Here is a 14240-nt window from a genome sequence, read left to right on the forward strand (position 1 = left end):
CGTACCGATCCCGCAGGCGAACGGGTCACACCCGTGAGCAGTCAGCAACCAGGCGCGAAATTCCGGGGTGAAGGCCCTTATGTCCGAGCTTGTTGGTTACATTCTCAGCGGCCTCGTCACCGGAGCCGTCTTCGCGGTCATGGCCTCGGGGCTGACCCTGTCCTACGCGGCGACGGGCGTGTTCAACTTCGCCCACGGGGCCATCGGGTTCCTGGCCGCGCTGCTGTACTTCGAACTCAACGTGGGCCTCGGGCTGCCCGCCTGGGCGGCCGGGGTGGTCGCGGTGGCGCTCTTCGCACCGCTGCTCGGATACCTGCTGCACAGGGTCATGTTCCGCGGCCTCGCCCAGGCGGGGGAGACGGCGCAGATCGTCGGGACCATCGGCCTGACGATCGCGCTCCCGGCACTCGGGCTGCTGGTGGTCGACCTGGTCGCCGAGCCGCTCGGGCTGCCACGTGCCGACGCGACCTCGCTGCCGCGCGGCCTGGGCCCCTACCCGGCGGTCACCTACGCCTTCGGCGGCGTCCACCTCGACTCCGACCAGCTCATCACCTTCGCCTTCGCGGTGCTGGCCGCCGCGGGGCTGTGGGCCTTCATGCGGCACACGCCGTACGGCCTGAGAATGCGCGCCTCGGTGGACTGCCGCGGGCTGGCCACCCTGCGCGGGATCGACGTCGACGCCTCCTCGGCCATGGCCTGGACGCTCAGCTCGACACTCGCCGGGCTCGCCGGGGTGCTGGCGGTCTCGACCCTGGGCCTGGATTCCACCGCGTTCACCGTGATGCTGTTCGTCTCGGCGACGGCCGCGGTGTTCGGCCGGCTCCGGTCGATCCCGTGGACGTTCGCGGCCGGGCTCGGGCTCGGCGTGGTGCAGAACCTGGTCGCGGGGTACGCGGACTTCGCCGAGGACGTCACCGGACTGCGCACGGCGGTACCGGTGATCCTGCTGTTCGTCGGGCTGATCCTGCTCAACCGGTCCAGGGGCCGCATCGCGGGGTCCGCCGCCGAGGACGCGCCGCCGCCCGACCACCTGGCCGACCTGCCGCCGTGGCGGCGGCGCCTGCCGTGGGCGCTCGGCCTGATCGCGCTGCTGGCCTGGACCCTCACCCGCCCGGCCGATGACTTCTACGTGAGCGTGGTGGCCCAGGGGCTCGTCCTCGCGCTGATCTTCTGCTCGTTCGTGGTCGTCACCGGCATCGGCGGCATGGTCAACCTCGCGCAGGCGTCCTTCGCCTCGATGGCCGCGCTCACCTGCGGCTGGGCGTTCTCCTCCGGCCTGCCCCTACCGGTGGCGATCCTGCTGGGGGTGCTCGGCGCGACAGCGGTCGGCGTGCTCGTCGCGCTGCCCGCCCTCCGGCTGGGCGGCCGGATTCTCACCCTGGCCACGCTCGCCCTCGCCCTCCTCGCCGACCAGGTGCTCTTCCAGATCGACGAGTTCAGCAACGGCACGATCGGCTGGCCGCTGCCCGCCCTCGGACTGGGGTTCGCCGACACCACCGACCCCCGGGTACGGGTCCTGCTGCTGCTGGCCCTGATCGGGCTGGTCGGGCTCCTGGTGCGGAACCTGGAACGGTCGGCCTCGGGCCGGGCGGTCCTGGCGGTCCGCTCCGCGCCCGCCGCCGCGACCACCTCCGGCATCTCGGCACCCCGTACCAAGATCATGCTCTTTGCCCTGGCCTCCGGGATCGCGGGGCTGGGCGGAGTGCTGTTCGCGATCTCCAAGGGCTCGGTGACGGCCACCGACCTGCCGGCCTTCTCGGGTTTCGTCTGGCTGGCCGTGGTCGTCCTGCAGGGCGTCCGCAGGATCGGCGGCGCGGTGCTCGGCGGGCTGATCGCCGCGATCTTCCCCGAGCTGCTGGCCGGGTGGCACGTCTCCGCGCACGTCGGGGCGATCCTCTTCGGGGCCGGCGGGATGATCCTGGCCAGGCATCCGGACGGGGTGCTCGCCCAGCTGGGCGAGGCCCGCCACCGCCGCCGCACGCGCGGTGACCGCGCCGCGGCCCTCCAACGCGAGACACCCCCGCGCGAGGGGGACGAGAGCGCGGGGCCCGCTCCGGAGCCGAAGGCGATGAACGGGACCGGCCACCGTCCGGTCACCGCGCCGCCGCGGGCACCCGCCGCCGAGGACGCGCTGTTCCGGCTGGAGGGCGTGGTCGCCGGGTACGGGGACGTCACGGTGCTGCGCGGGGTGGACCTCGCGGTACGGCCGGGAGAGGTGGTGGCGCTGCTCGGCGCGAACGGCGCGGGCAAGTCCACCACCTGCGCGGTCGCCGCGGGGGATCTCCGGGTGACGGCGGGGCGGGTGGTCCTGGACGGGGTCGACGTGACCTCCTGGCCCGCCCACCGCCGCGCGCGGGAAGGCGTGCTGCTCGCACCCGAGGGGCGCGGTGTCTTCCCCGGGCTGACCGTGGACGAGAATCTGCGGACCTGGCTCGCCGATCCCGGTCCCGTCTACGAGCGGCTGCCGCAACTCGCCAGGCGCCGGGGGCTTGCCGCCGGGGCACTCTCCGGCGGTGAGCAGCAGCTGCTCACCCTGGCTCCCGCTCTGGTCAGGCCGCCTCGGGTACTGATCGCCGACGAGCCCTCGCTCGGCCTGGCACCGCTCGTCGTCGAGCAGGTCTTCGAGGTCTTCGCCGAGCTGCGCGAGCGCGGCGTCGCGCTGCTCCTGGTGGAGGAGAAGGCCACCTCGGTGCTCGAACTCGCCGACACCGTCGCGTTCATGCGCCTGGGCAGGGTCACCTGGACCGGCCCTCGGGCCGAGGTGGACGGCGCCAGGCTCACCGCCGCCTATCTGGGGGTGTCGTGACATGAGAGACGGGGTGGCGATGAGCGCGGCGCTGCGGGTCGAGGCCGTGTCGGTCTCCTTCGGGGGCGTCCACGCGCTCACCGACGTCTCCTTCGAGGTGCCGGCGGGCCAGGTCTGCGGGGTGATCGGGCCCAACGGGGCGGGTAAGACCACGCTGTTCGACGTGATCTCCGGACTGCGCCGGCCGACCTCGGGTTCCGTCTCGGTGATGGGCCGCGAGAGCACGGGGATCCCGGCGGTGCGGCGGGCGCGTGCCGGACTGCGCCGTACCTTCCAGCGGACCCAGGTGTTCGGCCGGCTGACCGTGGCGGACAACGTGCTGGCCGCGATGGAGTGGAGGGGCGGGGGAGGTGGGCTCCCGGCCGACCTGGTCGGCTGGCGGGGACGCCGGAACCTGGAGCGGGCACGCGGGGAGCGGGTGGACGAGGTGCTGGAGCTCTGCGGGCTGAACGGGCTGCGCGACGCCTACGCGGCGGCACTTCCCGCCGGGTCGCGACGCCTGGTCGAGCTGGCCCGCGCCCTCGCGGACGCGCCGTCGCTCCTGCTGCTCGACGAGCCCACGTCCGGTCTGGACGCCGACCAGACCGCTCGCATCGAGGAGGTCATCGGGGCGTTGGAGACGACGATCCTGCTGGTCGAACATGACATGGGATTCGTGATGGACACCTGTGACCGTCTCGTCGTCCTCGACCTCGGCCGCGTCATCGCCTCGGGCGCTCCCGCCGAGATCCGCGAGGATCCCGTGGTCCGTGCCGCCTATCTCGGCTGACCTCGTTCTCCGCGCGCGTGAGATTCCGGGGCGATCGGGGGCCGCGCGGCGCGTACGGATTCGACGCTCGCCGTTGTGGGCATATACTCGCCCATACCTTGATCGCTTACCGGCGCGGGGCCGTCCTGCCCCTTGAGCGCCGGGAGGGTTCCAGCACGTCGTCGGGCGCTCTCGGCGGCCTACCAGTCGCTTACAAGTACTCCCCAAGTGGTTCCCGTCATGCTCTCGCCTCGGGAAGCAAGTTTTGGGGAGAGTACGAAGATGTGGGGAAGAATCAGCGCCGTCGCGGGCCTGGTGCTGGCGAGCACGCTGGCACTGCCGGGTACAGCGGTGGCCAAACCCAAAGAGGTCGACGTCCCCGTCGGGACGTGGCTGGCCGCCAGGACGCACCCGTCCGTCCAGCTGACCTCGGTGTCCTACACGGCGGACGTGGCCGTGCCGACGCCCGAGGCGAACCTGGAGGCGATCAGGACCCTGACGCAGCAGGGGATCAACGCCGTACAGAGCGGCAAGATCTCCTCCGACGAGAACAGCATCTACCGCTGGGTCGTGCAGCAGATGGCCAAGAACCCGAGCCGCTACTTCTCGCCCGGCGGGCAGGAGCGGGTCGTCGAGGCGACGGCGGGCGGGCTGTGCACCGGCTGGTGGATCACGCCGGACGGCTACATGGTGACCGCGGCGCACTGCGTCGGTCAGGAGGACACCGAGCTGGCCCAGACCTTCGCGGCACAGGCGCTCACGAAGATCAACGAGAAGGACGCCGCGGACCTGGTCGCCAGCCTCGGAGACATCGCCTCCGACGAGGAGATCCTCCGGAACGCGGCGAAGATCTTCCAGATCTGGAACGCGGAGAACATCAAGATCCGCAATGTCCAGAGCTCGCTCTCGCTGCTGCAGAGCCTGCCGGGCGGCGGCGTCGACAAGACCACCAAGACGGTGCCGATCGAGCTGGTCGCCAAGGGCACCGTTTACCCGGGCAAGGACGTCGCGATCCTCAAGGCCAACGGGCAGAACAACCTGCCGACCGTGCCGCTGGGCGAGGACTCGGACGTGCGCGTCGGCGACACCCTCTACATCAGCGGGTTCCCCGGCACCGTGACGCAGACCTCGATCTTCAACCTTGAGTCCAAGCTCGACCCGGCGTTCACCGAGGGCCCCTACAACGCCAGCCGCCAGACCCCCGAGGGGGTGCCGTACATCCAGACCCAGGCGCCCTCCTACCCGGGCAACTCCGGCGGTCCGGTGTTCAGCAAGGACGGCAAGGTCATCGGCATCCTGGTCGGCGGCCTGATCCAGCAGGACGGCGGTTCCACCGAGGGTGAGAGCTTCGTGCTGCCGGTCAGCATCGTCAAGGAGAAGCTGAACGAGAAGAACATCAAGCCGGCCGAGTCGGTGACGACGAAGGCCTACAACGAGGCGCTCGATTTGTTCTTCCAGAACAAGTACTCCGACGCGCTGCCCAAGTTCCGCGAGGTGCAGGCGCTGCAGCCGAACCACCCGTACGTCGCCAAGTACATCAGCGACTCCCAGCAGGCCATCACCGCGGGCAAGGACGAGAGCGGCACCCCGATCCTGCCGTGGCTGCTCTGGGGCGGCGGCGGCCTGGTCGCCGCGTTCGTGATAGGCACGCTCGTCGCGGTCGCCAGGGGCAAGAGCCGCTCCAAGGGGCCGGCCTCCTTCCCGCCCGCTCCGTACGGGGCGCAGCCCGGCTACCCGGCGCAGTTGCAGGGGGGGCAGCCACAGTACGGCCAGCCGCAGTACGGCCAGCAGGGGCAGCCGTACGGCGCGCCGCAGCAGCAGTACCAGCAGCGGCCGCCCTACCCGCTCCCGGCGGGGCCCGAGACCCGGGCGGTCCGCCCGCAGTCGCCGTACGGCCCGCCGCAGCCCCAGCAGGGGTCGGGCGGACCGGGAGCGAACACCCGGATCGCAGGTCTGGAGGCGGAGCTGGAGCAGCTGCGCCGGAACATGGGGCAGCGCCCGCCCGAGCAGCGCTGATCACGTCCGCTCGGGTGGGTGCCCACTCCTGGGGGGAGCGCCGGCGGCGCCCGTCCGAGCGGAATCGGCGTCACCCGTCCGAATGTGCCGGACGGGTGACGCTGGGAGAACACCCCGGTGGTGCCCTTCGGGCGAGGGGCACCACCAGGGTGTCGGGGCCCGGAGCGGAACCACCGCTCCGGGCCTTTCGCGATATGGCCCGCTGTACGCTTACCCAAGCGTGCGCTAGGTTGGTGTAGTGGATCTGGACTTCACCCCCGCGGAGCGGGAATTCCGGGCCGAGGTGCGGGACTGGCTGGCCCGGCATGTCCCGGCCGCCCCGCTGCCCTCGATGGACACGAGGGAGGGCTTCGAGGCGCATCGCGAGTGGGAGCGCCTGCTCGCGGCGGACAGGCTGTCGGTGGTCTCCTGGCCCGTCGAGTACGGCGGGCGGGGGGCGAGCCTCGTCGAGTGGCTGATCTTCGAGGAGGAGTACTGGGCGGCGGGCGCCCCCGGCCGGGTCGGCCAGAACGGCATCTTCCTGCTGGCCCCCACGATCTTCTCGTACGGCACGGCGGAGCAGCGGGAGCGCTTCCTGCCCGCGATGGCCAGGGCCGACGAGGTCTGGGCGCAGGCTTGGTCCGAGCCCGAGGCGGGCAGTGACCTGGCCGCCCTGCGGTCCCGCGCGGAGCGGGTGGAGGGCGGCTGGCGGCTGTACGGGCAGAAGACCTGGAGCTCCCGGGCCTGCTACGCGGGCTGGGGCTTCGGCCTGTTCCGGACCGACCCCGCCTCGGCCAGGCACCGGGGCCTGACCTACTTCATGTTCCCGCTGGCCGACGTCACCGTACGGCCCATCGCCCAGCTCGACGGCGAGCACGGGTTCGCCGAACTGTTCTTCGACGGCGTCGAGGTCCCCGACGACCTGGTGCTCGGCGCCCCCGGCGAGGGCTGGCGGATCGCGATGGCGACCACCTCCTCGGAGCGGGGACTCACTCTGCGCAGCCCCGGCCGGTTCACGGCCACGGCCGACCGGCTGGTCCGGCTGGCCCGCTCGGGTGGCACCGAGGGCACCGATCCCGCCCTGGCCGACCAGGTCGCCCGCGCCTGGCTGGACGCCGAGGCCTACCGCCTGCACACCTTCGGCACCGCCCGCCGTCTGGCGGCGGGGGAGGAGATCGGCTCCGCCTCCAGCATGGGCAAGGTCTTCTGGTCCGAGCTGGACGTGCGCATGCACACCCTCGCCCTGCGGCTCCTCGGCGAGCGCGGCCTCCTGGACGGGGGTGCCCCCGAGGCCGAGGACGGCGGGCGCTGGCTGGACGGCTTCCTGTTCTCCCTGGCCGGACCGATCTACGCGGGCACCAACGAGATCCAGCGCAACATCATCGCCGAACGCGTCCTGGGGCTTCCACGATGAACTTCGCCTTCACCGATGACCAGCTCGCACTGGCCGCCACGGTCAGGGAGGTACTCGCCGCGCACTGCCCGGCTCGGGCCGCGCGGACGGAGCGGACCCCCGCCTGGTCCCGGCTCGCCGAGATCGGACTGTTCGGGCTGCTGGTCCCCGAGGAACACGACGGCCTCGGGCTGGGGCTCCTCGACGCGGTGCTCGCCTTCGAGGAGACGGGCCGGGTCGCGCTCCCCGGTCCGGTGGCCGAGACCGCGGTGGCGGCCCCGGTGCTGCTCGCCGGCGACCCGGGGCTGGGCAAGCTCGCCGCGGGCTCGCTGCGGGTGAGCGTGCGCATCGGCGACCAGGTCTACTCTCCCGACGCGGACCTGGCGGACCTGCTGGTCGTCGAGCGCGACGGCGTCCCGTACGCGGTGCGGCCGGGGCGGGCGCGGCTCACGCCCCAGTCGGGGGTCGATCGGACCAGAAGGCTGTTCGCGGTGGACTTCGACGCGGGCTCCGACGGTGTGTCCGACGGTGTGACCCGGCTCACGGCCCCGGTGGCCCCCGCGGTCCGCGCGGTCACCGTGGCGGTCGCCGCCCAGTTGGTCGGGGCGGCCAGGCATCTGCTGGAGACGAGCGTCGGCCACGCGCTGACCCGCAGGCAGTTCGGTGTCCAGATCGGGTCCTTCCAGGCGGTCAAGCACCTGCTCGCCGACGTGGCGGTGGCCGTCGAGTTCGCCGCGCCGCTGGTCTACGCCGCGGCCTTCGCGGTGGACAGGGAGTTGCCGACCGCCGGCCGGGACGTCGCCGCGGCCAAGGCCGCCGCGGGAGAGGCCGCCGAGCTGGCCGCCAGGACCGCGCTTCAGGTGCACGGTGCGATCGGCTACACCGAGGAGCTCGATCTGCACCTGTGGCTCGCCCGGGTGTGGTCCCTCTCCGCCGCCTACGGCGGCACCGCCCTGCACCGGTCCCGGCTGAGAGCCGAGATCCTCGGTTCCGCCGGATCGGTGAGGTGGCCGTGAGCCGGGAGGTCCCGGCCGGCCGTGAGCGGGGCCGCCCGCGCGAGGGCGCGGTTCCCGCACGGCCACCGAGGGAGGCGTCGTGAGGTTCGGGGTCCCGCTGGGGCTGATCCATCCGGACGCGTGGCGGGACGTCGCGGTCGCCGCCGACGAGCTGGGGTTCGAGTCGGTCTGGCTGCCCGAGCACCTGGTGTTCACCACCGACCTGTCGCTGGCCGTCTATCCGGGAACCGACAGGCCGGGTATCTCCCCGGTCACCCCGCTCTTCGACGCCCCCGCCTACCTGTGCTGGCTGGCCGGGCTGACCTCGCGGATACGGCTCGGCACCGCCGTGCACCTCTACGCGCTGCGGCATCCCTTCGTCTCCGCCCGCGCCTTCGCCACCCTGGACAGGGTCTCGGGAGGGCGGGCGATCTGCGGGGTCGGCGCCGGTTGGTACGAGGGGGAGTGGCTGGCGGCCGGGGTGGACTTCGCGACCCGGGGTCCACGCCTGGACGAGGCGATCGAGGTGACCCGGCGGCTCTGGTCCGAGCCGGTCGTCGCGCACGCGGGACGCTTCTACGACTTCCCCGAGGTCGCGTTCGAGCCCAAACCGGTCCAGGACCGGCTGCCGATCCTCGCCGGGGGCGAGTCGGGCGCGGCCCTGCGGCGGGCCGCCCGGCTCTGTGACGGCTGGATCAGCATGCCGCACTCCCTGGAGACGATCCGCCCGCAGCTCGACAGGCTCGCCGCGCTCCGCGACGACCGCCCCTTCTCGGTCACCGCGCACGCCTACGAACTCGGCGGCCCCGCCGAGATCCCGCGCTGGGAGAGGCTCGGCGTGGACCGCATGATCGTCCGCCCCTGGCGACGCAGCCGCGACGCCGTGGCCGCGCTGGCCGCCTTCGCCGCCGATCATCTCTAGATTCATCGGGTCCCTAGGCAGGCACCCCTGTCCTGCGGCGGCGCCCCCGGTAGCCGCTGTGCACCAGGACGTCGCCCGGTTCGGCGGGTGAGGTGAGGGGGCCGGCCGGGATGGCGGGCCCACCCCGACCACCCCGACCGCTCCGGGCCACCGGGAGGGAGGCGGAGACGGTGGCCGTTCTCGGGCCGGTGGCCCGGTGAGCGGGCATGGTGGAACGGGCGGGGTGGGCGGAACGGGCCGGGGTGGCCGGGATGGTGGTGGTGATCACGGGGTCGGCCCGGCGGTGGCGGCGGCCGCGCAACGGGGCGTCCTGCACGAAGGTGGACGACTCCACCACGGGACGCTCGGGCAAACGACGCCTGCCCCGGTAGGGCGCGTTGGAACGGCCGGGGGTGCCGGTCCGGCCGGGGGCGCGGCGGCGGCCCGGAGCCCTGCGGGACGGGGGAACCGGCGCGGTGCGCTCGGCGGCGAGCGCGAGCCGTACCCTCGACTGCTTGGCCCTGGCGTGCGCGATGATCGCGGCCGCGGCGAGCAGCACCGGCGCGAGCACGGCGGGGGTGCCGAGCTCCGGGGGATGCACGGTGAGATCACGGACGGTGGCGGTCGGCGAGACGGCGAGCGCGCTGGTGTCGGCGGTGGCGGCCTTGGCGTGCTTGCCCGGCGAGGTACGGCCGGTGGGGGCCGGCACCTGGGCCTGACCGGGCGTTCCGGCGGCCGCCCGGTCACCCTCCGAGGTGTTCGCGGTGCCGCTCTGCCGCGATGCGGCGGCCCCTTCGCCGTTCCCCGGGACGGTCCTGCCGTCATCTCCCGAGGCGGTCTTGCCGCGGTTCCCCGCGGTGGACTCCCGGCCGTTTCCGGCGGCTGTCCCGGTGGCGTGCCCGGGGGGCTGTCCGGCCTTGCCGGGGCCCGCGGACGCCGGGGTCTTTCTCGCGGGGACGGGGGCGGGGACCAGGGCGAGCAGGTCGGGTCCTGGATCGATCGCCACCAGGTTGCCCCCGCCCCCGCCCCCGCCACCGCCCCCGCTCGCGGTGGTGGCGGCGGGGTCGAGAACCGTCTGCTTCTCGGTGGCCTCCCGGTCCAGCCGGGCCTTGATCTTCTCCGGATACCCGTAGCCGACGACCTTGCCGGTGTCGCGCTCCTTGCGCTTGGCGATCCCCCCGTCGATGTTGCCCTCGATCGTGTGGATCCTGTTCCCCTCGACCCGGGTGACGATCCCCACGTGGTCGATGCCGTCGATCCTCTTCGAACCGCTCCAGTCGAAGAAGACGATGGCCCCGGGCTTGGGAGTGGTGCCCCAGGCGTCCTGCTGGCGGAACCACCGGGCGTGGTAGACGGTGTAGGCGAACTGGCCGATCCACTCCTCGTAGCCCAGCTTGGCGGCCGCCCAGGAGAGGTACATGTCGCACCAGGGGGCGGCGGTGTAGTCGGCGTCGAACTCGACGGTCCTGCCGTACCAGTCGCCGAACTTGGTGTAGCCGCCGCTCTTCTCGGAGTATCCGAGCTGGCTCTCCAGCAGCTTGATGAACTTCTGCATCTCAGGGGTCATATGAGGTTTCAGGGGACCCCCGGTGGCCGTGCGGGCATGGTCGCTCCGCCTCGCGACCTGGCCACCGGGAGACGGGGTCGAGCGACGGCGCGTTCACGCGAGCCTCCCGGGGACGGGTGAGACGCGTGCGGCGGCACCACTGGCCGGTTGTCTTCCGTGACGAGGGAGGCTACCCGGCCTCAAGGACAGGTCACGACAGTCTAAAGTGCATGCAAAGTCACTCGGCGTCATATACCTAGACAAAAGGCGACGTCAGGGGGCTTTCGCGCGATCTTCCGTGAGTAGAGCATTTGGCGAAAAGATCTACGGGGCGTCCGCAACCGGAGCCAGGAGCGCTGTCTCCGCGCGGATCGGTCCTGTTGACCACCCCTCCTGCCGAGGGCCGACCTCTTTACCATCGGCGAAATAGGTATGGATATGGGTATTTATCCCGATATGCCGGGATCGGTGCTGGGAGATGCTCGTCACAACGAAGGCTCAACTGCAACCAATGAAGGACCAAAGGTAGGAGCCATGTGTCAGCACCAGCCGCGATGCCCTCTCGCAAGCGCCCCCGATCACGAAGCCGCGTCCCTCGTGGCCTTCCACCCCGAGCAGGGGTGGGGTCTGCTCTGCAACGGCGTCGTGGTCTTCGATGACACCGGAGCGCTCCTGCCGGACGGGCGGAGCACTCCCGTCCACGACATGCCCACTCACCGCGTTCCAATGAGGCAGGCGGCATGAGTCCGGTTCGTGTTCCCGCCGGCCAGGGGGCGAGCACGCCGCTCCAGCGGGTCACCCAGCCGTGGCCGGTCGCCGACGGCGGCCGGGTGCGCGAGCCGCACCCGGCCGAGGTGGCGCCCATGACCCTCTTCCCTGAGAAGCCGGACGTGAAGGAGACGTCGTTCTCCCTCACTCCCGAGTCGTCGTCCGTGCCCCGGGCCCGCCGGATGACCCGCGCCTGCCTGGCGGACTGGGGGCTGCGGGAGGAGCACAGCACGGTCGCCGAACTGCTCGTCAGCGAGCTGGTCACCAACGCGCTGCACCACTCGCGGGGGACCATCAGGCTCGCCCTCTCCTTCGAGGACGGCCTGCTGCGCTGCGAGGTCGAGGACGCGGACACGGACCCCTCCCCGATCCGCGTGTACCAGGCCTGCGAGGACGACGAGCGGGGACGCGGGCTGCACCTGCTCGACCTGCTCTCCTGCTGCTGGGGTAGCGACCGTACCTGCGACGGCAAGGCCGTCTGGTTCGAGCTTCCCGCGCACGCCGCCGCCGAGTGCTGACCGCGGGTCCGCCATACGCGCCGGTCACCCCCGCCCCCGCCGGGAGCCGAACCCACGTACCACCTCGGAAAAGCGGAGGCAGAGTTCCCCGACTCGCCGTCCGCCGGCCGCCGGAGCCGACGAGATCGCCGCACTCGTCGGCTCCGGCGTCCCCCTCCTCACATCAGATGCCGGATGGGTGACTCCCGTCCGTGTCCCGGTTGCGCTCGCCGATCCAGACGGCGATCTGGGCCCGGGAGTGGAAGCCCAGTTTGGTCATGATGTGCTCGATGTGACCCTCCGCGGTGCGCTGGGCGATCGTCAGCGAGGCCGCGATCTCCTTGTTGCTCAGCCCCTGGGCGACGAGCTGGGCGATCTCGGTCTCCCTGCGGGTCAGCGGGGACGGCGACGGCTCGGCCCTGTCGGGATGCCTGCCGGGGCGGGCGCCCTCGTCGAGGGCGAAGGCCAGCGCCTCGTCGCAGGGCAGTTTCGCGCCCCGCCTGACGGTGGCGTCGAAGGCCGCTTTCCCGAGGGCCTCACGCGTACGGGCCTCGCACTCGTCGTGGTAGTGCATGAGGTGTCCGAACCCGGACATCGGCGCTCCGATCGCCTGCCAGATCGTCTCCAGGATCCCCAGTAGTACGGCCGCCCGCCGGTGGTCTCCCGCCGCGGCGGCGATCCAGGCCAGCACCTCCAGGTTGACGCCGATGCCCAGCAGGTCGTCGAGCGAACGGTTGAACCTCAGGCTCTCCCTCTCCAGCTCGGTCGCGCGCCGGGCGTCGCCCCGGGACCAGACCCCGATGCCGAGCGCCATCATCGCGTAAGCCCGGTGCCAGCCCTCCCCGTGGGCTTCGCAGAGCGTGAGGCACTCCTCGCCCGCGGAGACGGAACTCGTCCAGTCGCCCAGGAAGGAGTGGGCGAGGCAGAGCCGGATGAGCGTCAGGGCCAGGCCCGCCGGGTCGTCGTCGACGCGGTGACGCGCCGCCGCCTCCTCATAGAGCTCGATCGCGGCTCCGAGGTCTCCCCGGGACATGGCGATCATTCCCGAGTAGAGCGCGACGTAGCCCAGGGTCGGCTCGTGCCCCGGCCGGTCCCCCAGCACCCGGGCCTCCTCCAGCATCGCCGCGGCGGCGGTGACGTCGGCCTGGATGATGGCCAGCCAGCTGTTGGACCACAGCGCGCGGCCCCGGATCTCGTCGGGCCCGGTGACGGCCGGCAGGCTCCGGTCCAGCCAGTGGCGTCCCTCGCTGAGATAGTGGCTCGTGATCCAGTGGTAGAGCAGGTCGGCGGCCATGCCCAGGGCGGCGGGGGTCTCCTCGGGGTCGGTGAAGCAGTACTCCAGCGCGGTGCGCAGGTTGGCGTGTTCGAGATTCAACCTGCCGAACCAGGCCACCTGGAACGGGCCGAACCGCTGCGCGTACGCCTCCGCGGACAGCCGCCGGTAGTGGTCGCGGTGCAGCCGCCGGAGCGCGGTCTCCTGCCCCAGGTCCACGAGCCGTTCCCGGCCGTACTGCCGGATCGTCTCCAGCAGCCGGTAGCGGGTCACCGAGGAGGTGGCGGGGGAATCCTCCTTGATCAGGACGGACTTGCCCACCAGCCCGATCACCAGGTCGATCACCTCCTCGCGATCGATGCCGTCCCCCGAGCAGACCGCCTCGGCCGCCTCGAGGTCCAGGCCGTCGGCGAACACCGAGACGCGCGCCCACAGCAGCTGCTCCTTCTCCGTGCAGAGGGCGTAGCTCCAGTCGATCAGCGCGCGCAGCGTCTGCTGGCGGGGCAGCGTCGTGGGCGAACCTCCGGTGAGCAGCCGGAACCGGTCGTCCAGCCTGGCCAGCAGGTCCTCGGGAGAGAGCGCGCGCAACCGTGCGGCCGCCAGCTCGATCGCGAGCGGGATGCCGTCCAGCCTGCGGCAGATCTGCTCCACGGCGGCCCGGTTGGCCTCGGTGACCGTGAAGTCCGGCAGGACGGCGCAGGCCCGCTCGGCGAACAGCCGTACCGCCTCGGACTGCGTGGCGGGCTCGGCGGGCAGTCTCGGACGGTCGGAGTCGGGTGCCGGCGGCGGCAGCGGCAGCGTCGGCACGGCCAGCGTCTGCTCGGCGGCGATGCCCAGCGCCTGCCGGCTGGTGGTGAGGATCCGCAGGCCGGGGGCCGAGCGCACCAGGATCTCCACCAGCACGGCGCAGTCCCGCAGGAGGTGCTCGCAGTTGTCGAGGATCAGCAGCGCATGCTTCTCCCTGAGGTGCTCGACGACCACCTCCACCGGGGGGCGGTGCGAGGTGTCCCTGATCGCCAGGGCCTCGCTCACCGACGCGTCGAGCAGTTCGGGGTCCTTCAGCCCGGCGAGCTCGACCAGCCACACCCCGTCGGGAAAGGCCCGTTGGACGTCGGCCGCGACGCGCAGGGCCAGCCGGGTCTTGCCGACGCCGCCGGGGCCGGTGAGGGTCACCACGCGGGCTCTGGACAGCAGGCGCCTGACCTCGGCCACCTCATGCCGACGTCCTACGAAACTGGTCACCTCGGGTGGCAGCCCCGCTGTCTGCCACCGTTTCGGGGTGGCCGGTGCCACCTCATCCATCAGCGTTCATCAGCGC

General features: G+C 72.2%; 10 protein-coding genes. 8 read left to right on the top strand and 2 right to left on the bottom strand.

Annotated elements, in window-relative coordinates; translation table 11 throughout:
- The first annotated feature begins 79 nt into the window (after window positions 1-79).
- From ABT130_RS02615 to ABT130_RS02640, 6 genes are all read left to right on the top strand, one after another.
- A complete protein-coding gene (locus ABT130_RS02615; RefSeq protein WP_350952219.1) occupies window positions 80-2806 on the top strand; it encodes an ABC transporter permease subunit in 2727 nt (908 codons plus the stop codon).
- Window position 2807: 1 nt separating this feature from the next.
- Window positions 2808-3575, top strand: a complete 768-nt coding sequence (locus ABT130_RS02620) for an ABC transporter ATP-binding protein (RefSeq protein WP_350912798.1) — start codon at window positions 2808-2810, stop codon at window positions 3573-3575.
- A gap of 261 nt (window positions 3576-3836) precedes the next feature.
- Window positions 3837-5570 (top strand): trypsin-like peptidase domain-containing protein, encoded by a 1734-nt coding sequence (locus ABT130_RS02625; RefSeq protein WP_350952221.1) that lies wholly within the window; start codon window positions 3837-3839, stop codon window positions 5568-5570.
- 238 nt (window positions 5571-5808) lie between these two features.
- Complete coding sequence (locus ABT130_RS02630) at window positions 5809-6963, top strand: acyl-CoA dehydrogenase family protein (protein WP_350952223.1); 1155 nt, start codon at window positions 5809-5811, stop codon at window positions 6961-6963.
- Window positions 6960-7958: an acyl-CoA dehydrogenase family protein gene (locus ABT130_RS02635; protein ID WP_350952225.1), complete on the top strand. Its 999-nt coding sequence runs from the start codon at window positions 6960-6962 to the stop codon at window positions 7956-7958. Before ABT130_RS02630 ends, ABT130_RS02635 begins: the two co-directional genes overlap by 4 nt.
- 79 nt (window positions 7959-8037) lie before the next feature.
- Entirely contained in the window at window positions 8038-8859 is an 822-nt protein-coding gene (locus tag ABT130_RS02640; protein WP_350912806.1) for a TIGR03619 family F420-dependent LLM class oxidoreductase, read from the top strand.
- Between the two features lie 13 nt (window positions 8860-8872).
- On the opposite strand, the gene ABT130_RS02645 is transcribed toward ABT130_RS02640, so the two are convergent.
- A complete protein-coding gene (locus tag ABT130_RS02645) occupies window positions 8873-10393 on the bottom strand; it encodes a CHAP domain-containing protein (protein WP_350952227.1) in 1521 nt (506 codons plus the stop codon).
- A gap of 525 nt (window positions 10394-10918) precedes the next feature.
- Between ABT130_RS02645 and ABT130_RS02650 the strand changes: the two genes are divergently transcribed.
- On the top strand, window positions 10919-11128 hold the full coding sequence (locus ABT130_RS02650; protein ID WP_350912810.1) for a DUF5999 family protein: 210 nt from the start codon (window positions 10919-10921) through the stop codon (window positions 11126-11128).
- Entirely contained in the window at window positions 11125-11670 is a 546-nt protein-coding gene (locus ABT130_RS02655) for an ATP-binding protein (protein WP_350952229.1), read from the top strand. The genes ABT130_RS02650 and ABT130_RS02655 overlap by 4 nt, the downstream gene beginning before the upstream one ends.
- 163 nt (window positions 11671-11833) lie before the next feature.
- Here the strand turns inward: ABT130_RS02655 and ABT130_RS02660 are convergent, their stop codons facing one another.
- A complete protein-coding gene (locus ABT130_RS02660; protein WP_350952231.1) occupies window positions 11834-14224 on the bottom strand; it encodes an ATP-binding protein in 2391 nt (796 codons plus the stop codon).
- Window positions 14225-14240: the final 16 nt, after the last annotated feature.

The organism is Streptosporangium sp. NPDC001681 (assembly GCF_040298085.1).
GTDB lineage: Bacteria > Actinomycetota > Actinomycetes > Streptosporangiales > Streptosporangiaceae > Streptosporangium.

Excerpts from the sequence above, each read along its gene's own strand:
- ABT130_RS02620 (WP_350912798.1), top strand. The coding sequence starts at position 2,808 with ATGAGAGACGGGGTGGCGATGAGCGCGGCGCTGCGGGTCGAGGCCGTG.
- ABT130_RS02615 (WP_350952219.1), top strand. The coding sequence starts at position 80 with ATGTCCGAGCTTGTTGGTTACATTCTCAGCGGCCTCGTCACCGGAGCC.
- ABT130_RS02635 (WP_350952225.1), top strand. The coding sequence starts at position 6,960 with ATGAACTTCGCCTTCACCGATGACCAGCTCGCACTGGCCGCCACGGTC.
- ABT130_RS02625 (WP_350952221.1), top strand. The coding sequence starts at position 3,837 with ATGTGGGGAAGAATCAGCGCCGTCGCGGGCCTGGTGCTGGCGAGCACG.
- ABT130_RS02655 (WP_350952229.1), top strand. The coding sequence starts at position 11,125 with ATGAGTCCGGTTCGTGTTCCCGCCGGCCAGGGGGCGAGCACGCCGCTC.
- ABT130_RS02645 (WP_350952227.1), bottom strand. The coding sequence starts at position 10,393 with ATGCAGAAGTTCATCAAGCTGCTGGAGAGCCAGCTCGGATACTCCGAG.
- ABT130_RS02660 (WP_350952231.1), bottom strand. The coding sequence starts at position 14,224 with ATGGATGAGGTGGCACCGGCCACCCCGAAACGGTGGCAGACAGCGGGG.
- ABT130_RS02650 (WP_350912810.1), top strand. The coding sequence starts at position 10,919 with ATGTGTCAGCACCAGCCGCGATGCCCTCTCGCAAGCGCCCCCGATCAC.